General features: G+C 68.1%; 18 protein-coding genes. 10 read left to right on the top strand and 8 right to left on the bottom strand.

Translation table 11 applies throughout. The features are described 5' to 3' along the window. The first annotated feature begins 66 nt into the window (after positions 1 to 66). On the top strand, positions 67 to 927 hold the full coding sequence (locus tag ACFE7F_RS01080) for an FkbM family methyltransferase (RefSeq protein ID WP_375401980.1): 861 nt from the start codon (positions 67 to 69) through the stop codon (positions 925 to 927). On the opposite strand, the gene ACFE7F_RS01075 is transcribed toward ACFE7F_RS01080, so the two are convergent. After that, positions 918 to 1,901: a rhamnan synthesis F family protein gene (locus tag ACFE7F_RS01075; RefSeq protein ID WP_375401979.1), complete on the bottom strand. Its 984-nt coding sequence runs from the start codon at positions 1,899 to 1,901 to the stop codon at positions 918 to 920. The genes ACFE7F_RS01080 and ACFE7F_RS01075 overlap by 10 nt on opposite strands. 74 nt (positions 1,902 to 1,975) lie before the next feature. Between ACFE7F_RS01075 and ACFE7F_RS01070 the strand changes: the two genes are divergently transcribed. The 3 genes from ACFE7F_RS01070 to ACFE7F_RS01060 all read left to right on the top strand — a co-directional run bounded on the left by ACFE7F_RS01070 (position 1,976) and on the right by ACFE7F_RS01060 (position 5,475). After that, complete coding sequence (locus ACFE7F_RS01070) at positions 1,976 to 3,436, top strand: oligosaccharide flippase family protein (RefSeq protein ID WP_375401978.1); 1,461 nt, start codon at positions 1,976 to 1,978, stop codon at positions 3,434 to 3,436. A 69-nt stretch (positions 3,437 to 3,505) separates the two neighbouring features. Beyond that, a complete protein-coding gene (locus ACFE7F_RS01065; protein WP_375401977.1) occupies positions 3,506 to 4,663 on the top strand; it encodes a glycosyltransferase family 2 protein in 1,158 nt (385 codons plus the stop codon). Further along, positions 4,660 to 5,475 carry a hypothetical protein gene (locus ACFE7F_RS01060; protein ID WP_375401976.1) on the top strand — a complete coding sequence of 272 codons (816 nt, stop codon included), beginning with the start codon at positions 4,660 to 4,662 and terminating at the stop codon, positions 5,473 to 5,475. The genes ACFE7F_RS01065 and ACFE7F_RS01060 overlap by 4 nt, the downstream gene beginning before the upstream one ends. A 73-nt stretch (positions 5,476 to 5,548) precedes the next feature. On the opposite strand, the gene ACFE7F_RS01055 is transcribed toward ACFE7F_RS01060, so the two are convergent. Genes ACFE7F_RS01055 through rfbA form a run of 6 tightly spaced genes read right to left on the bottom strand, consistent with a single transcriptional unit; the run spans position 5,549 to position 11,094 of the window. Then, positions 5,549 to 6,475, bottom strand: coding sequence for a hypothetical protein (locus tag ACFE7F_RS01055; protein WP_375401975.1), 927 nt, complete (start codon positions 6,473 to 6,475; stop codon positions 5,549 to 5,551). Next, positions 6,472 to 7,731: a glycosyltransferase gene (locus ACFE7F_RS01050; protein WP_375401974.1), complete on the bottom strand. Its 1,260-nt coding sequence runs from the start codon at positions 7,729 to 7,731 to the stop codon at positions 6,472 to 6,474. The genes ACFE7F_RS01055 and ACFE7F_RS01050 overlap by 4 nt, the downstream gene beginning before the upstream one ends. A 22-nt stretch (positions 7,732 to 7,753) precedes the next feature. Further along, complete coding sequence (gene rfbB / locus ACFE7F_RS01045; protein ID WP_375401973.1) at positions 7,754 to 8,824, bottom strand: dTDP-glucose 4,6-dehydratase; 1,071 nt, start codon at positions 8,822 to 8,824, stop codon at positions 7,754 to 7,756. Next, positions 8,817 to 9,674 (bottom strand): dTDP-4-dehydrorhamnose reductase, encoded by an 858-nt coding sequence (gene rfbD, locus ACFE7F_RS01040; protein WP_375401972.1) that lies wholly within the window; start codon positions 9,672 to 9,674, stop codon positions 8,817 to 8,819. The genes rfbB and rfbD overlap by 8 nt, the downstream gene beginning before the upstream one ends. Beyond that, complete coding sequence (gene rfbC, locus ACFE7F_RS01035; protein WP_375402029.1) at positions 9,671 to 10,216, bottom strand: dTDP-4-dehydrorhamnose 3,5-epimerase; 546 nt, start codon at positions 10,214 to 10,216, stop codon at positions 9,671 to 9,673. The genes rfbD and rfbC overlap by 4 nt, the downstream gene beginning before the upstream one ends. Next, entirely contained in the window at positions 10,213 to 11,094 is an 882-nt protein-coding gene (gene rfbA, locus ACFE7F_RS01030; protein WP_375401971.1) for a glucose-1-phosphate thymidylyltransferase RfbA, read from the bottom strand. The genes rfbC and rfbA overlap by 4 nt, the downstream gene beginning before the upstream one ends. 98 nt (positions 11,095 to 11,192) lie before the next feature. Between rfbA and ACFE7F_RS01025 the strand changes: the two genes are divergently transcribed. Together ACFE7F_RS01025 and ACFE7F_RS01020 are read left to right on the top strand one after the other, a co-directional pair. Beyond that, positions 11,193 to 12,098, top strand: coding sequence for a glycosyltransferase family 2 protein (locus tag ACFE7F_RS01025; protein WP_375401970.1), 906 nt, complete (start codon positions 11,193 to 11,195; stop codon positions 12,096 to 12,098). Between the two features lie 45 nt (positions 12,099 to 12,143). Next, entirely contained in the window at positions 12,144 to 13,202 is a 1,059-nt protein-coding gene (locus ACFE7F_RS01020; protein ID WP_375401969.1) for a glycosyltransferase family 2 protein, read from the top strand. Between the two features lie 3 nt (positions 13,203 to 13,205). On the opposite strand, the gene ACFE7F_RS01015 is transcribed toward ACFE7F_RS01020, so the two are convergent. Further along, positions 13,206 to 14,192, bottom strand: a complete 987-nt coding sequence (locus ACFE7F_RS01015) for a glycosyltransferase family 2 protein (RefSeq protein ID WP_375401968.1) — start codon at positions 14,190 to 14,192, stop codon at positions 13,206 to 13,208. 121 nt (positions 14,193 to 14,313) lie between these two features. Between ACFE7F_RS01015 and ACFE7F_RS01010 the strand changes: the two genes are divergently transcribed. The 4 genes from ACFE7F_RS01010 to ACFE7F_RS00995 all read left to right on the top strand — a co-directional run bounded on the left by ACFE7F_RS01010 (position 14,314) and on the right by ACFE7F_RS00995 (position 18,011). Further along, positions 14,314 to 15,441: a hypothetical protein gene (locus ACFE7F_RS01010; RefSeq protein ID WP_375401967.1), complete on the top strand. Its 1,128-nt coding sequence runs from the start codon at positions 14,314 to 14,316 to the stop codon at positions 15,439 to 15,441. Then, positions 15,438 to 16,400, top strand: coding sequence for a glycosyltransferase family 2 protein (locus tag ACFE7F_RS01005; RefSeq protein WP_375401966.1), 963 nt, complete (start codon positions 15,438 to 15,440; stop codon positions 16,398 to 16,400). The genes ACFE7F_RS01010 and ACFE7F_RS01005 overlap by 4 nt, the downstream gene beginning before the upstream one ends. A gap of 124 nt (positions 16,401 to 16,524) precedes the next feature. Continuing rightward, on the top strand, positions 16,525 to 16,794 hold the full coding sequence (locus ACFE7F_RS01000) for a hypothetical protein (RefSeq protein ID WP_375401965.1): 270 nt from the start codon (positions 16,525 to 16,527) through the stop codon (positions 16,792 to 16,794). Then, positions 16,794 to 18,011: an SGNH/GDSL hydrolase family protein gene (locus ACFE7F_RS00995; protein WP_375401964.1), complete on the top strand. Its 1,218-nt coding sequence runs from the start codon at positions 16,794 to 16,796 to the stop codon at positions 18,009 to 18,011. The genes ACFE7F_RS01000 and ACFE7F_RS00995 overlap by 1 nt, the downstream gene beginning before the upstream one ends. Positions 18,012 to 18,182: the final 171 nt, after the last annotated feature.

The following is an 18,182-nucleotide window of genomic DNA, read 5'->3' as shown; positions in this document are numbered from 1 at the left end:
AAGATGAGGACGAGCGGGCTCGGGAGCGCCGTTCCGGGTCGTCGATCATGTGGCGGCTTCGAGATCATGGTGCTCGTCCGCCGGGCGAATCTTGCGTGGCAAAGGAGTGGTCGGGTGGGCCTTGTGAATAGACTGAGGCGCAAAGCATCTCCCATGCGCGAGGTGATGTCAGGCCGCGACTACCGCGCCGTTAAACGCAAGTCGCATTTCGAGGGCGGTGCTTCGCAGCTGTTCGGCGAGCCGATCCGCTATTCAAGCGCTGGAGGATTTCTGCATTCCGTCGGGGAGATATTCTACGACGAGGTTTACCGCTTCGACGCGGCGGGGCCGGCGCCTCATATCATCGATGCCGGCGCGAATATCGGGTTGAGCATCGTCTATTTCAAACGACGATTCCCGGAAGCGACGATCGTCGCCTACGAGCCCGACGAGACGATCTTCGGGCTACTGAAGGATAACGTCGCTAACCTTTCGGCTGTCGATCTGCGCCAAGCCGCCGCTTGGGTCGAGGATACGACGCTTACCTTCTACGCCGAAGGTTCGCTCGCCGGATCGCTGGAACTTGATTCGGAGAATTTGAACCGGCCTGTCAAGGTGCGCGCGGAGCGGCTGCGGTCCGAGCTGGAAAAGCGGTTCGTCGATTTCCTTAAGATTGATATCGAGGGAGCCGAGAACAACGTCATGTTCGATATCGAGGACAAGCTGGACAATGTTGGCCTGCTGTTCTTCGAGTATCATAGCAATCCCGACAAGCCGCAGCTGCTGGGCGATCTATTGAACCTCGTGACGAAGGCTGGTTTCCGCTACGTCATCAACGGCGCGCACGGAGTCGCGCATCCATTTACCGACACGCCCCCGCACGGATTTGACCTGCAGCTCAACGTGTCCTGCTTCCGCCCGGGCGACCGGCAGGGACGTCACTCCTGATCGGCGATGCGGAATGCCCATGGCGAACCTCCGATCCGCTCCAGCTCCTCAAGTTGATGCTCGAGCCTAAGCAGATCGAAGCCGCTTCGCGCCGCAGCCTCGCGCCAGTTCTTCAAGGGCGAGTGGTGCGGATTGTCCCGAAGCAGTTGCACCTTGAGGTATGGAAATCCCGCATCCAGTAGCGCCCGCCAACCATTGATGGTCGGATTGAACCATAATAAGTCGCCGGCCGCATGGAGTGGCTCAGTCCTAAGTCCGGCGGCTTCGAACCGCGAGCGCATCGTCACCTCGTAATTATTGACGACATACTCACGCTCGCCGGAGCGGACCCCGTTCCAGAAACGCCTAAAGACGCGCGACCGTAACGCATTCTGCTTGAAAAACAGCACGAAACTTTGAAAATGCGGCGCGCGTTCCTTGCTCTCAACTAGACCGACTAGATCGGCGCCGGATCCGGCGACGCGATACAGCATAGCACCAAAGCTTGATGACGGGCCAACGACGCTGTCGTTTGCGATAGCGAGTATTGAGGACTCGGCCAACGTCCGGCCGATTAGTCGTATTGTCGCCGCCCATGCGCCGAAATCATAGCCGCGGTTCACGCGCAGAAGAAGGCCGTCTGCGAAATCGACCGGGGTGGTGTCGATTGATTGATCGAGGGAGTCGACGACCACGGTGATGACGACATCGTATCCGGCGTCGTGCCAGGCGCGCGCATGGTCGATGCTGTGTGGCAAAAGCCGGCCTCCCCGCGCAAGCACCACGAAGATGCACAATCTTGCGCCCGGTTTGATCGTGGGTCGACGCACCCATCGAGCGGGCGCGCGATGCGCCTTCGGCCCGCCGTCGCGGATCGACTCGATCCGGGCGCGAAGCCGGATCCGGCGGTACAACGCTTGCAACATCCAGCCCTCGTGATACCCGCAATGTGCGATAACTGACCGGTCCATGGCGACCCGGAGCGCGGGCGGCAAGCGTAGTTGGCTTTCTGCCGGTAGCTGCGGTACGGCGCGGCGCGTTGCAAAGGTAACTTGGTCGATCGATGTCGGTGCGTACGTCCCTCGGCTGGTCCTATGGCGGCCAGGCCTTCACCTTCATCGTGACCTTCGCGAGCTCGGTAATCGTCGCGCGGCTGCTGGGCCCGCGCGAGATGGGCGTATTCGCGATCGCGATGGCGACCTACGGCATCATTTCGATCTTCACCTCGCTCGACATCGGCACCTATCTGTTGCGCGAAGGCGAGATGACCAAGGCGCTGATTCGGCGCGTCTACACCGTGCACACGGCCATGAACCTGCTGCTGGCGCTGCTGACCTTCGGCGCCGGGGCGATCACCGCCTATTGGGGCGGGGAGCGCGAGATCGGCGCCGTGCTGATGCTGAGCGCGGTCGGCCCGCTGCTGGGCATCTTTGAATTCGTGCCCAGCACCCTGTACAGGCGCGAGATGAATTACGGCGTGCTGACGCGCGTGGGCATGGTGCGCGTGGTTATCACGTCGGTGACGATCGTCGCCTGCGCATACGGCGGGCTCGGCGCGCTCAGCCCGGTGGTCGGCCCGCTGGTCGCGGGCGTGTACAGCGCGACCTATTACAACATCCGCCGTCGCCGCGAGCTGATCTTCAGGCCGACACGCGAAGGATTGAAGCCGATCGTCGTGTTCGGTTTCCAGATGATGTCGATCGGCGGGGTGGCGAGCCTGACCCAGCGCCTGTCGGAGATCATCCTGGGCCGGATGCTCGGACTGGCGGCGCTCGGCCTCTATTCGCGCGCGGCCACGCTGGCGAGCCTGGTGTGGAGCAACGTGTACGGCCTCGCCACGGGTGTGCTGTTCGTCAAGATGTCCGACGATCTGCGCGACAAGGGCACTTTGCGCGACACGTTCGTGCTGAGCATCAGGCTGATCACCGCGGTGATCTGGCCGCTGGTCATCGGGCTGGCCGTGCTGGCGCGGCCCGCCATCCACATTCTGTACGGCGAGCAGTGGATGGGCGCGGCGGCCCCGCTCTCCATCCTGATGATCGGGCAGTTCGTGGCGCTGGCGTTCGGCATGAATTGGGAGCTGTTCGTGCTCCGGCGCGAAACCCCGACGTTGACGCGCTACGAGCTGATTCGCGCCGTGATCGGATTGGGCAGCTTTGCGGTCGGTAGCCTGTTCAGCGTTACCGCGGCGGCGGGCGGCCGGCTTATCGAGTCGATAAGTGGTTATCTCCTGTACCGCCCGCATATCGATCGACTGGCGGAAACCGAACGCGGCGAGATCGAGCGGGTCCTGGGCGAAAGCCTGCTGCTCACGGCCATCGCGGTCGCGCCGGCGTTCGGGCTGATGCTGTGGAAGGGCTGGGCCGCCGACACGTCGCCGCTGCTGATCGCCGCGGCGGTCGCGCTAGGCGGCGCGGGCTGGTTCGCGGTGCTGGTCGTACGCGATCACCCGCTTGTCGCCGAATTGCGGAAGGTGCTGGACAAGCTCGGCGCGTTGCGCGGAGCGAACTGGTCGCGAGGCGAGGCGTGACGGGTCGCGAGTTCGCCGTGCCCTCGGTGTGGGGCCTCGATCAGCCAGTATGCTTGGGAGGGTCCTGATATGTCCATCGTCCGCATCGACGTCCTGATCCCGGCATACAACGTCGCTCCGACGATCGAGTCGGCGGTGAGGTCGATCCTCGACCAAACGGTCAGGGACATCCGCGTGATCGTCGTGGACGACGGGTCGACCGACGACACGGCCGCCATCGTCGCGCGCCTCGCCGCCGAGGACGACCGGATCACGGTGTTGCGGCAAGCCAACGGCGGCATCGTCGACGCGCTCAACAACGGCCTGGCGCTCTGCGACGCCGAGTTGATCGCCCGGCATGACGGCGACGATCTCGCCTATCCAGACCGGTTCGAGAAGCAGACTGCCTATCTCGACGCGCATCCCGACTGCATCGCGGTGGGGGCCAACGCTCGCCATATCGACGCAATGAGCGCGCCTATCGGCGTCGTGACTGCAATGGGCAGCATGGACACGGCTGATGCTGCATGGTTTCCCGCTCGCGAGCCGTACCTGATGCACCCGCTACTCCTGATCCGGCGCGACGCGCTGGTCGCGGCGGGCGGTTATCGGTATGTGTTCCACGCGGAGGACGCTGATCTATATTGGCGATTGGGCGGTTGCGGCCGGCTACATAATCTTCCCGATGTGCTGGCCGATTATCGGATCCACGCAGGCAGTGTGACGGGAAAGTCGGTGCTGAACGGTCGCGTTGGGGCCGTCAACGCGCAGCTAGCCGCCTTGTCGAGCGAGCGTCGGCGTGGTGAACGGCCCGACCTTACGTTCCCAAGGGAACGGCTCGATCGTTTCGTGGAGGCGCAGACGACGGCCCGAATGATCGCAGTAGCTGAGGAGGAACTCGATGGATCGGAGCGGGCCAGGCTGAGCCTGGCCACGGCCGCCAAGTTGATCGAGTTGGTCAATTATCGTCCATACGAGCTGGATGGGGATGATTGGCGGTTCGTGACGAAGAGCATTAAATCCCACGCGTCCCTGCTGACGCCTGAAAACGCGCAGGAGCTTCACCTTCGCCAAGTGTGGTACGTAGCTAAGCTAATGTCGCGCGGTCGGCTCAAGTCCGTGCTAAGAGACGTTCCGAAGTCGCTACTTTTTCCAGTCGCCTCCCATCTGATCCGCGGTAAGATCGACAAAGTGAAACGACGACTGGCGCGAAGTGCTCGGCAAATGTCGAAGGCTGTGAGTCGATGAGCGATTTCTTCTCGTCGCATACGGGCAGTGCGGCACCAATCGACTCGCGGCGCTGGAAGCAACTGCGCCTGCTCGACAAGACGTATGACGCGCGGGTCCTGCTTGGCCGCGCCATGGGCGCAGTTCGCCGAGAAGCGGCGGAGCATGGTCCAGCGAGGGTGCTGATCGTCGGCATTGAGGTTCCTTCGCGAGCGGGCGACATACATGCAGTAGTCGACCGGCTACGGTTTCGCTCTAGACAGGACATAACCGTGTCTATCGCGCCCATGCTTGACCAGGGAAAATTCGCAAACATAGACTTGGCTATCGAGCAGGCTGGCAGGCCGTTGTCGGCACATGACTGGTTGGTCATCGTCGACGACGATATCGCGTTCGAGCGCGGACTGCTGGACGACATGATCGCGGTAGCCGCGCATACCGACCTCGCTCTGGCGCAGCCCGCGCACGGCATCGCGTCGCATGCGACCTACGCTGTCACCCGGCGTCGTTTCGGCTCGCTTGCCCGCCGCACAGACTTCGTGGAGATCGGGCCGCTGACGCTGGTGCGGTCCGACCTGTTCGCCGATCTAGTGCCGTTTCCGGCCTCACGTTGGTGCTATGGTATCGACTTGATGTGGAGTGAGATCGTGCGACGCAAGCGGCGACGCATGGGAGTGGTGGATGCGACGCCGATCCGCCATTTGCGGCCGGTCGCGGTGTCGTACAATCTTGATGCGGCTTGGGAGGAGGGTCGGTCGCTGCTCATCCGGCATGGCGTCGAGATAAACCGGGCCGAGTTATTCGCGCGTGACGAGATTGTGCTCCGCGCCTGACGATCCGCGGATGAAGAGGGAAGCACCGCGCATTGCCCCCGGCGCTCGCGACGAACGTCCGGAAATTTGATCATCAAACGCTGCGACGCACGCCCTTGACGGGGCGGTCGAGAAAAAGCGCCAGGCGGCGAACGCCCATCTTAATCCGGTCGAGGCGCGCCCTGGACCCACGTTCGCGGTAGCGGCGGCGGTAAAGGCGGTCGAGGTTTGACCGCGACGCGTCGGCGAGGCCGGACCGGGCGAGTTCGGGCAGTACCGCGCCGAACTCGCGCTTCGCCGTCGCGGGCCAGTAATGATGGACGAGGTCCGCCGCCTCGACGATGTGGTGGCGGCGGAAGGCGTGACCCATCGCGAATTGCTCCGCATGGTGGATCTTGCGGCCATACGGGCCGTCCGGGTCCGCTCCGTCCCAGATGGCGTCGCTGAGCGCCAGCGCGTCGCGCAAGGTCGCCAGATCGGCGGCGTGGATCCCGACGACGCCCGTGTTCCACATGCGGGTGCGCGCGTCGACGCGGACGACCTCGCCCGACGGCATCGACGGCGGGTGCTCGGTGAGTTGCCGGTCGAGCGCGCGGTCGAACGGCGTGCCGGTGGAGCGCAGGAACCCTTCGCAAAGATGAAAGCAGACGCGGCCGGGGCCGATCCGGTCGAATAGGCGCATCGGAGACTTCTTGAAATAGGTGTCTGAGTCGAGAAAGGCGATCCTGCCGCCGAACCGCTCGATCGCGTCGATCAGGACGCAGGTCTTGCGGCGGTGGATATAGTCGCTGCCGGCGAGCCAAGCCTCCAGGGTCGCGGGTTCGGTGCGGATCGCTTCGACGGGGAGCGGGGCGAATGCTTCGGGTCGGTCGCAATAGACGGCGATGCGGAACGGGCGCGGTTCCGGCGCGAAACGCAGCGCCGTGAGGACGGCGTAGATCGTCTGATCATACACCGCGTCCGAGCCGTAGCAGAAGAAGAGCAGCGTCCGCCCGCCGCCACCCGGCGGTGCGGCCGTCATGCGGCGATGTCGAGATCGGCCGCGCGATCGGGCGCGACCATCGCGGCTATGTTATCCTCGATCGTCTGCGGGGAGAAGAACCGCTGCTGCAGTTCGCCCGGCTGGGTCGCGAGCGAGTTGCGCAAGGCCGGATCGCGGGCGAGCCGCACCACCGCGTCGGCGAAATCGGGCATCTCGTCGGCGATGAGCGCATGCACTCCCGGCTCGATATGCAGCCCCTCCGCCCCGATGGTGCTTGCGACCATTGCCCGCCCATACGCCATCGCTTCGACGATCTTGATACGTGTCCCGCTGCCGAAATCAATCGGCGCGATCACGATGTCGGTATCCCGGTAGAACGGCTCGACGCTCGGCACGTCGGCATGCAACCGCGCTCCGGCCGCCTCGATCTCCGCCCTAAGCTCGAGCGAGGGCGACATGCCGACGATGTCCAGGGTGACGTCGGAAACTCTCTCCCTGACTAATGGCCATGCTTCTTGTAGAAACAGCCGCAGCCCGTGCACGTTCGGCTGGAAGCGGAGCGATCCCACGAACAGCAGGCGGACGGAGGGGGAGTTGGTCTTCGAGAGCGCGGCCTTGTCGGTCACGTTCGACATCCGCACCAGGTTGGCTTCGGGGTCGACGACCTTGAGGGCTGCGACGTCCTCGTCGGTGCAGACGCTGACCGCGTCCCACTCCCCGAGTGCGCGCCGCTCCGCCTCCTGCAATCGCTTCACGTCGGTTCGGTTGAGGAAGCGGAGAAGACGTCCCATGGTCGGGCCGTTGACCTCAAGCTCGCGTTCCTTGAACCGCGACATCACGTCGTCGAGGTCGAGTACCTTGCGGCGCGCGGTCAGCATGCCTTTGGCTAGCATCTTGTCGACGACGACGGCGCAGGTCACGCGTCCCGCGAATACGACGTCGTAGTCGTGGACGGGAAGCCGCGCTGCCACCCTGCGCAGTTCACTCGTCGCCACCCGCGGCGCGTCGATGCTGTAGGGCGCGACAAGCGACGCGATCCTGCCTGTCCGCCAGGTCAGGAACGGCCAGCGTGTCTGTGGGTCCTCCCAGCTGTTCAGCTGCACCTTGTGGCACGTCCGCGCCACGCCCTCGACCTGCCGCAGGTCGTCCTGGACCGAGTCCAGGTCCTGCGTGCGGTGGATCAGGAGGAGGTCCACCGTGTCGAGCTTGGCGAGGCTCTTCAGGATGTGCATCGCCCGCTGCGACCCGCCATGGCCGTTCGCGTTGGGCGGAATGCGCGTGATGAACAGGATCACCGCTCGCCTCCGGACCGATCCGTCAACGCGCCACCGCGGCGCGTTCCTGGAGCGGGCGCCACCACTCTTCGTTGTTTAGGAACCACCGAAGCGTCTCGGCGAAGCCGGTGGCGAAGTCGCGGCGGGGGGCGTAGCCGAGTTCCGCCTCCGCCTTGCGTGCGTCGATTGCGTAGCGGCGGTCGTGGCCGGGGCGGTCGGTGACGTATTGTACCAGCTCGGCCGTCGCGCGCCTTTGCGCGGCGGGGGCGTCGGGAAAGCGCGTCGCCAGCGACGGGTCGGCGGCGAACGCTTCGTCGATGCTCCGGCAGATCTCCTCGATCACGCGCAGGTTGGCGAGCTCCTGGCCGCCGCCGATGTTGTATACCTCGCCAGCGACGCCGCGATCGATCGCGAGCGACACGCCCAGGCAGTGATCCTCGACATGCAGCCAGTCGCGCACGTTCATGCCGTCGCCATAAACGGGCAGGTGCTTGCCCGACAGCGCGTTAAGCGTGAAGAGCGGGATCAGCTTTTCGGGAAACTGGTACGGCCCGTAATTGTTCGAACAGTTGCTGATCGTCGTGTCGAGCCCGTAGGTGTGGTGGTACGCGCGCACCAGATGGTCCGACCCGGCCTTGCTCGCGGAATAGGGCGAGTTGGGACGGTAGGGCGTGGTCTCGCTGAACGCCGCCTCGTCGGGCTCGAGCGAACCATACACCTCGTCGGTCGACACGTGATGGAAGCGGTGCGGGGCGCGCGCGTCGCCGCTCAGCCAGCGCATGCGCGCGGCCTCAAGCAGGGTGTGCGTGCCGATAACGTTGGTGCGCACGAACGCCTCCGGGCCGGTGATCGATCGGTCCACGTGGCTCTCGGCGGCGAAATGGACGATCGTGTCGATCGCGTGCTCGGCGAGCAGCCGGTCGACGAGCGCCCGGTCGCAGATGTCGCCTTCGACGAAGCTCACGTCCGCTACGCCGTCGAGGCTTGCGCGGTTGCCCGCGTAGGTGAGCAGGTCGAGCACGACTATCCGGTCGCTCGGATGGCTGGCGCGGCGGTGGCGGACGAAGTTGCTGCCGATGAAGCCGGCCCCCCCGGTCACGAGCATGTCAGCCATGGGCGGCGATGTCCTTGATGAGAATACGGAGGTTGGCGCGCCAATGCGGGGCGGGTTTCCCAAGCAGCGCCGAGGTCGCCGACTTGTCGAGCAGCGAATAGGACGGTCGCTTGGCGGGCGTCGGAAAGTCGGCGGTGGCGATCGGGATCACCGGGACCGTGCGGGCGAGGAGCCCGGCGGCGACCGCCTCCTCCTGGATCGCGACCGCGAAGTCGTACCAACTCACCGCGCCCGAATCGGTGTAATGAAACACGCCGCGCGCTCCGGCTGCGTGGAGCCGCCAGAGTGCTGCGGCAAGGTCGGGGGCGTAGGTCGGCGTGCCGATCTGGTCGGCGACGACACGCACCTCGTCGCGCTCGGCCATCAGCCGGAGCATGGTGCGAACGAAATTGCCGCCGGTCGGGCCATAGACCCAGGCGGTCCGGACGATCAGCGCGTCCGGCCCCGCCGCCAGCTCGCCCGCGAGCTTGGTCCGGCCGTATGCGCCGAGCGGGCTCGGCTCGTCGCCGGGCGCGTACGGCACGCCGCGCTCGCCGTCGAAGACGAAGTCGGTGGAGACATGCACCAGGTCCGCGCCGATCGCGCGCGCGGCGTCGGCGAGCGTGCCCACGGCGTCCGCGTTGATCGCGTGGGCGGCGGCCTCGTTTGCTTCCGCCGCGTCGACGGCGGTCCAGGCGGACGCGTTCAGGATCACGTCCGGCCGCTCGCGATCGACGAGCGCGCGCACCGCGGCGGCGTCGGTCAGGTCGAGCGTGTCGCGGTCGTGCGCCACCACCGCGCAGCCTTCCGGGGCGGAGCGGACCAGCGCCGTCCCGAGTTGGCCATGCGCGCCCGTCACCAGCGCCTTCATGCGAACGCCTCCGCGTCCGCCAGCGGTCCGGCCGCCGCATCCTTGGCCGACAGGCTAGGCGCCATGCCGTCCAGCGGCCAGTCGATGCCGATCGCCGGATCGTCCCAGCGCAGCGAATGGTCGTGCTGGGGACGATAAGGCGCGGTGCATTTATACAGGAAATCGGTGTCGTCCTGCAGGCACAGGAAGCCGTGCGCGAAGCCCTCGGGCACCCACAGCATCCGCTTGTTCGCGGCCGACAGCTCCACCCCGGTCCAGCGGCCGAAATGCGGGGAGGATCGGCGCAAGTCGACCGCGACGTCGAACACCGCGCCCGCCGCGACGCGGACCAGCTTGCCTTGCGGCTCGGGATTCTGGAAATGCAGCCCGCGCAGAACCCCGCGTTGCGAGCGGCTGTGATTGTCCTGGACAAAGTTCGTCGGCAGGCCCTGGTCGGCGAACGCCTCGCGGTTCCAGCTCTCGAAGAAGAAGCCGCGCTCGTCGCCGAACACGCGCGGCTCGATCACGACCACGCCGGGCAGGTCGGTTTCTACCACCGTCACCATGCGCGCGAACCCTTCAGCATCGCCAGCAGATACTCGCCGTAGCCGCTCTTGCGAAGCGGCGCGGCGACGCGCTCGACCTGCGCGTCGTCGATGAAGCCCATGCGCCAGGCGATCTCCTCCGGGCAGCAGATCTTGAGGCCTTGGCGCTCCTCAGTCACCTTCACGTACTGCGCGGCGTCGAGAAGCGACTGGTGCGTGCCGGTGTCGAGCCAGGCATAGCCGCGGCCCATGATCTCGACGCGCAGCGTCCCGGCCTCCAGATACAGGCGGTTGAGGTCGGTGATCTCCAGCTCGCCGCGCGGCGACGGCTTGATCCGGTGGGCATAATCGACGGCGTTCCCGTCGTAGAAATACAGGCCCGTCACCGCAAAGTTGGATTTGGGCGAGGCGGGCTTCTCCTCGATCGTCTCGGCCCGGCCCTCCGTGTCGAAGGACACGACGCCGTAGGCCGACGGCTCGGCGACGTAATAGCCGAACACGGTCGCGCCCTCTTCGCGCGCGTCCGCCGCCGCCAGCAGGTCAGTCAGGCCATGGCCGTAGAAGATGTTGTCGCCCAGCACCAACGCCGACGGGTTCGTCCCCACGAAGTCGCGGCCGATATGGAACGCCTGGGCGAGCCCGTCGGGCGTGGGCTGGACCGCGTAGGATAACGAGATGCCCAGATCCGACCCGTCGCCGAGCACCGCCTGAAATGCCGCCTGGTCGTGCGGCGTCGTGATCAGCAGGACGTCGCGGATGCCCGCCAGCATCAGCGTCGACAGCGGGTAATAGATCATCGGCTTGTCGTAGACGGGCATCAACTGCTTGGAGACGCCGCGCGTCAGCGGATACAGCCGCGTGCCCGAACCGCCCGCCAGAATAATTCCTTTACGCATTTCGGTCCCCGGCTTGACGCGCGCGGCATACGCGAACGATGGGTCGCGGCAAGAGGGTACATCGCCGATTCCCGCGCTGGACCGGTTACGGAGGTCAAATGTCGGCGCAGGCCGGACCATTTCGAGCGATCGACGTCGCGGTCTGCACCTATCGCCGCGCGACGTTGGCGGCGACGCTTGCCTCGATCGCGGCGCAGGCGCTGCCGGACGGCGTGGTCGTCCGGGTGATCGTCGCCGACAATGACGAGACGCCGAGCGCGCGGGCGTCGGTCGAGGAAGCGGCGACGCGACTCGGGATGGAGTGCCGGTACGTGCATGCGCCCAGTCGGAACATATCGGTCGCGCGCAACGCGTGCCTCGATGCCGCGACCGCGCCGCTGCTCGCCTTCATCGACGATGACGAGGTCGCGCAGTCCGGTTGGATCGCGGCCCTGCTGGCGCGGATGGACGAGACGGGAGCCGATGTGGTGCTCGGGCCGGCGCGCGCCGGTTATCCCGCGGATGCGCCCGGATGGGTCGCCCGCGCCGACCTCCACTCGACCCGGCCGCCGCACGTCGAAACCGGGGCGATCCGGACGGGATACACCTGCAACGTGCTGCTGCGGCTGGCGGCATTCGGCGGCGACCGCTTCGACCCCGCGTTGGGTCGGACGGGAGGCGAGGACGACGTGTTCTTCGCGGGCGCCGTACGGCGGGGCGCAGTGATCGCGTTCGCGCCGGGCGCGGTGGTCGACGATCCCATCCCGGCGGCGCGAGCGAACCTGCGCTGGCTGTGCCGCCGATCCTTCCGCAACGGCCAGACCCATGCGCGCAACCGGATCGAAGGCGGGGCGAACAGGACGACGGCCTTGGCGATGGCGCTGGCCAAGGCGGGCGCGTGCGCGACGGGTGCGCTGCTCACGCTACCGTCACCGTGGCGATGGCGTCGTCTCGCGGTGCGCGGCGCTCTGCATCTGGGCGCGTGCGCGCGCTATCTGGGCCGACGCGATTTGCAGCTGTACTGAACAATTGTTGGCCGCCGCACCAAGGACGGCTTCGAAGGGACGATCATGAACAGCCCGACCGCCGATCGTCCACCCTTCTCGATCGTCATCGTCAATTACAACTATGCGGCGTTCCTGCCCCAAGCGGTCGACTCGGCGCTGGCGCAGACGCTGCCGGGTTGCGAGGTGATCGTGGTGGACGATCGCTCCACCGACGACTCGCGCGATGTGATGCGATCCTATGGCGAGCGCATCGTCGCGCTGTACCGGCCGGAGAACGGGGGCATGTCGGCGGCGGTCAACACCGGCTTCACGCGGTCGAGCGGCCGGGTCGTGCTGTTCCTCGACGCGGACGATTATCTCTATCCGCACGCGGCCGAGCGCATGGCGGCGGCGGCCGTGGACGGGGTGGCGCAGGTGCAGGCGCGGCTGCATCTGGTGGACGTCGCGGGCCGGATCGAGGACGTGTTCCCCGCGCTCGAGGTCGGGTTCGACCGGGGCGACGTGACGGCGGCGCTGCGCGCGCGGGGCCGGTACTCGACCACCGTGACCAGCGGCCTCGCCTTTTCGCGCGCGGCGCTGGAGCGCATCATGCCTATCCCGGAGCGAGCATTCGACCGGTCCGCCGACGGCTATCTGGCCGCGGTCGCGCCGCTGCACGGGCGGGTCGCTGGGATCGAGGAGCCGGTCGGGGCCTACCGACGGCACGACGCCAACCACAGCGGCTTCGGCGCCAACATGGCCAAGCGCGCGCGGTGGCGGGTCGACCACGACGAGCACCGCTACTCGGCGATGCGCGAGCACGGCGACATGGGGGCGGGGTGGTCGCCGGGGTTGAGCGACGCGACGCATGTCGAGCAGCGGTTGGCGTCGCTCTGCTTCGACCGGGCGCAGCATCCCTATGCGCGGGACCGGCGCGGTGCGCTCGGCCTGGCGGGCGCGCGGGCGGCGTTCGCGGGTACGACGTCGCTCAAGCGCCGGGCGACCAACGCGGGGCTGTTCCTGCTGGCGGGCTTCGCGCCCGCACCGGTCGCGCGGCGCTCGCTGGCGTGGAAACTGGAGCGGTCGAGCCGGCCGCGCGTGGTGGACTGGCTCGCGGGACGGCTGCGGCGGTTGATGGGCTGAACGCTACAGAAGGAAGCGCGGGCCGCTCCGCTCCGGCGTGGGCGGTGCGGGGCGCAGCTTGTCGCGCGCGACGTCGGCGAGCGAGCGCAGCAGGCCGACCGGCTCCCGCGCCTGTTCGGCGAGCGCGCGGAGCAGACCGACCTCGCGTTTGCGGTCCAGCAGCGCGCGGTGACGCCGCCGCCGCGTTGTCTGGCGCAGATGCCGGCGGAGCTGGCCGCGCAGCTCCGCGTCCCCGGGCGCGGCCTTGAGCGCCCGGCGGATCGCCCTCTCGAACCGGCCGAGGTCGGCCGCGCCGTGCGCGTGGCTGAGCGAGCCCCGACGCTCGACCGCGACATAGCCGCAGCCGCCGATGACGCGAAAGCGCGCGCCTGCCGTCAGCGCGCGCAGATACAGGTCGTAATCCTCGGCCAAGCGCATATCCTCGGCATAGCGGAGCGCGTGGGCATCGAGGAACGCGCGGCGGATCACCGGCTTCAGGAACGCCAGCTCGCCCTTGTACCGACCGATGCGGGTGACCGAGCCCCGCACGAAGTCGGCCGGCGAAAGCGATCGCGGCTTCGTTCGGTGGGCGGTGATCGGTCCCGGATCGATCGAATGCGCATCGGTTTCGTCCACGAAGGCGATGTTGTCGGCGACCAGGTCCCAGTCGGGCTCGGCGAGCAGCGCGGCGAAGCGGCCGGGCAGGACGAAGTCGTCGGCGTCGAGCACCGCCAGCAGCGGCGCGGTGCTGCGGCCGATCGCGAGGTTGCGCGCGGCGCTCGGCCCGGCGTTGGTCGGCAATCGCAGCACGGTCAATCGGCCGGAACCGTCGTCGGCGGTGCGCGCCGCGGCCGCCGTCGAATCGGGGGAGGCGTCGTCGACGACCAGCACCTCGACCACTTCGGGCTGCGCCAGCGCTGAGGCGACCGCCCGACCTATTGTTCCTTCCGCTCCATAGGCGGCGATGACGACGCACACGCCCTGGCCGTCCGACACGCGCACTACTCCCACTAGGTGCTCACCCCTCTTTCACCTCTCGCCGTTAGCCGCAACCGCAAGTGAGGGCCGGGATGGCGGCCGCGACCGGCCCGTGCCAAAGCGCGGGCGACACCGAGCGGGAGCTTCGATCACGATGCGCGGGCGTACCCGGATCGCTTACCTCGTCCACGACCTGAACGACGCGGCCGTCGCCAGGCGCATCCTGATGCTGCGGGCGGGCGGCGCGGAGGTGACGGTGGCGGGGTTCCGCCGCGACGAGCGCGTGCCCGAGTCGGTCGCGGGCGCCCGCGCCGTCGATCTCGGCCGCACGGGCGATGCCCGGCTTGCGCAGCGCGCCGCGATGGTCGCGGCGAACACCCTGCGGCCGGCCAGGCTCCGCGCGGCGGTCGCGGGCGCGGATGTCGTCGTCGCGCGCAACCTGGAGATGCTGGCGCTGGCGGCGAGCGCGAGGCGCGTGGTCCCGGGCGCGCGACTGGTCTATGAATGCCTCGACATCCACCGCATGCTGCTCGGCCGCTCGCTGCCCGCGCGCGCGGTGCAGGCGATCGAGGCGCGGTTGCTGCGTTCGGTCGACCTGCTGCTCGTCTCGTCGCCCGCGTTCCTTCGCGAATATTTCGACGGTCGCTCGACGCTCACTGCGCCGGCGCTGCTGGTGGAGAACAAGCTGCTCGCGCTCGGCGACGCCCCGCCTGCACCTTCCGAGTCGCCGCCGGGACCGCCCTGGACGATCGGGTGGTTCGGCAATCTGCGCTGCCGCCGGACGTTCGACGTGCTGAGCGAGCTCGCGCAGAAATGCGACGGCCGTGTCCGCGTGTTGATCGCCGGGCGGCCGAGCCCCGCCGTGTTCGCCGACCTGCCCGCGATGGTCGCCGCGACGCCGCACCTCGACTATCACGGGCCGTTCGCGCCGGACGATCTGCCCGCGCTCTACGCCCGGTGCCACTTCGCCTGGGCGATCGACTGGTTCGAGGAAGGGCTCAATTCGAGCTGGCTGCTGCCGAACCGGCTGTACGAGGCGAGCGGATACGGCGCGGTGCCGATCGCGCTGGCGGGGGTCGAGACGGGGCGATGGCTGGCCGGGCACCGCGCGGGCCTGTTGATCGAGGGCGATCCCCGGTCGGAGCTGGCCGAGTTGTTCGAACGTCTGGATATGCCGGCGTACCTGCGGCTGCGCGACGCCGTCGCCGCGATCCCGAGCGATGCGCTGGTCGCGACCACCGCGGATTGCGAGTCGCTCGTCGACACGGTCGCCGGTCGATGACGACCCGGGGCGGCGTGCTGATCGTCATCCCCTGCCTGAACGAGGCCGAAGCGCTGCCCGGGCTGCTCCGCCGGCTACTCGCCGACTCGGGCGACGCGTCGATCGTCGTCGCCGACGGCGGCAGCACCGACGGCAGCCGCGCGATCGTCGAGCGGCTCGCGGAGCGCGACCCGCGCGTCCGGTTGCTGGACAACCCCGCGCGCCTCCAGTCGGCGGGGATCAACGCGGCGGTGCGGACCCACGGCGCGGGCGCGCGCTGGCTGGTCCGGGTCGACGCGCATTGCGACTATCCGGCGGACTACGCCTCGCGGCTGGTCGCGGTCGGGGAAGCGCGGGACGTGACGTCGGTCGTGGTGCCGATGGTCAGTCGCGGGACGGCATGCTTCCAGATCGCCGCCGCCGCCGCCCAGAACTCGCGGCTGGGCACCGGCGGTTCGCCGCACCGGCATGTGGGGGAGGGGGGGCTGGTCGATCACGGCCACCATGCGCTCATGCGGCTCGACCTGTTCACCCGAGTCGGTGGCTACCGCGAGGACATGTCGCACAACGAGGACGCCGAGCTCGATCTGCGGCTGGTCGCGGCCGGCGGGCGGATCTGGCTCGAGCCGTCCCTGGCGCTCGGCTATCTTCCGCGGCGGACGATCGGGGCGTTGTGGCGGCAATACCGATCCTACGGTGCGGGGCGCGCGCGCACGCTCCGGCTCCACGATCGGCGGCCCAAGCCGCGCCAGGCGCTGCCGCTGCTCGTACCGGCGGCGGCGTTCCTCGCGCTCGCGGCCCCGGTCCATCCCCTCTTCGCGGCACCGCTCGCCGCCTGGGCGCTGCTGTGCCTGGGCGCGGGCGCGGTCGTGGGCGCGCGGGCGGGCGGCGGATGCGCGCTGGGGTCCGGCGTGGCCGCGATGACGATGCACCTGGCCTGGGGCCTCGGCTTTCTGGGACGCGTCCTCCGACGCGGATGAGCGGGGCGTTATTTTTCGCTGTCCTACAGGATCGGGGAGAACATATCACGAACTCCAGGACGAGTCGCGGCCGTGGGCGGGCGCGGCGACGTCCCGTGAACGACACCGATGAAAGGACATTTCCATGAGCGACGATCCCTTCCGCACCCATGCCGACGGCCTGAGCGCCTCGGCGCGCGCGCCATTCGCGGTAAACTCGAACGACGCGGACGAACTGCCGACCATTCCGAAGGCGCTGTATGTCGGGACCGGCGGCCACGTGACCCTGCGCGGCGTCGACGCGGCGGCCGACGTGGTGTTTCGCAACGTGGCGAGCGGGCAGGTCCTCGACGTCCGCGCACGGTTCGTGCGCGCGGGCGGCACCACGGCGTCCGACATCGTGGGGCTCGTCTGATGGGGCGGCTCGGACTTGGGCTGGGGGCGGGGCTTGGCCGTCGCCGTGGCCTGCTCGGCGCGGTGGCGACGATCTCGCCTACGCCGCCTTTCGGCTTCGCGGCGAACGGATCTGAAAATCCGGTGCTCCGGGCGATGCTGGCGCGTGTTCGCAGCGGGGCCGGGCGCGGGCGCATCGTGTTCAAGGGCGACAGTACGACGGCGGGCGCGGGCGGCGGCCGGGCGGACAGCCCCGTCCATCTTGCGGATGCGCGGCCCGCCCGCACAAGCGCGGTCCTGGCCGCGCTGCTCACGACCGACGGCTATCCGACGCTCGACGGCTCGGTCGTCGGCGACAACGGCTGCGCCGGATACGTCTCCCTGCCCGATTACGACCGGCGCGTGACGCTGGGCTCGCCCGACCCGTGGACGATCGACGGCGGTCAGGCATTCGCAGGCGGAAATTATCTGCTCGGCCGGAACAGTGCGTTCGACTTCACGCCCGATACCGCCGTCGATACGTTCGAGATCGTCGTCTATGCAGTGCCCGCCGCTTACCGGATCGCCATCGACGGGGCCGCGCCCGCGTCGCTGACCGCGAGCGCGGGAGTGAACGTCGCCGGCGGAGTCGCGACCGCGACGGGGGCCGGGGGATTTCACCGCATCGTGGCCAGGGCGGCCGACGCGGGGACACACACGCTGCGGCTGACCGAGGCGGGCGGCGGCGTGGTGCGCTCGGTCACCGCCTATGACGGGACGGCGGCGGCGATCGACCTGCTGAACCACGCATCGAGCGGCGCGAGCTCGGGCGATCAGGCGAGCACCGGGAACGACGGCGCAGGCTGGTACAACAACCAGGCGCTCGGGTACGACGCGCCCGATCTGACGATCGTCAATCTGGGTCTGAACGACATCGGCGCCGCGCTCCCGCCCGCGACCTACCGCGCGAACCTGCGCAGGGCCGTGGCGACGGCGAAGCTATCTGGCGATGTTCTGCTCGTCTTTCCGCATCCGGCGGGTGAGCAGTTCGCGGTGAATGCGGCGGCGTACCGCGACACTGCGGCCGCGCTGGCGGTCGACGAGGGCGTGGCGTTCCTGTCGCTGTTCGACCATTATGGCGGCGCATTCACGCCCGCGCTGCGGGCGCGGATGCGTGATGGGCTGGTCCACGGCGACCCGGCTTTCTATGCCGAAATCGCCGAGCTGTACCGGCGTTCCATCCGCGTGATGGCGGCTTGATGACGCCCAACGGCGCTGCCGGACGCGATCGCCCTCGATCGGTAGCACGACGACCGATCCGAGGTCGGATCGAGCCCGGTGAAAGGCGTGGGCGACGTATTCCGATAAGCAGACGCTCATTCGACGGCTCGGAAGCTGTTTTTCAAGGTGGAAGGGGAAGCGGCCGATCTA

The sequence above is a fragment of the uncultured Sphingomonas sp. genome (genome assembly GCF_964235535.1).
Classification (GTDB): Bacteria; Pseudomonadota; Alphaproteobacteria; order Sphingomonadales; family Sphingomonadaceae; genus Sphingomonas.
Note: the sequence above shows the minus strand (reverse complement) of the source record. Positions and strands in the feature narration are given on the sequence as shown.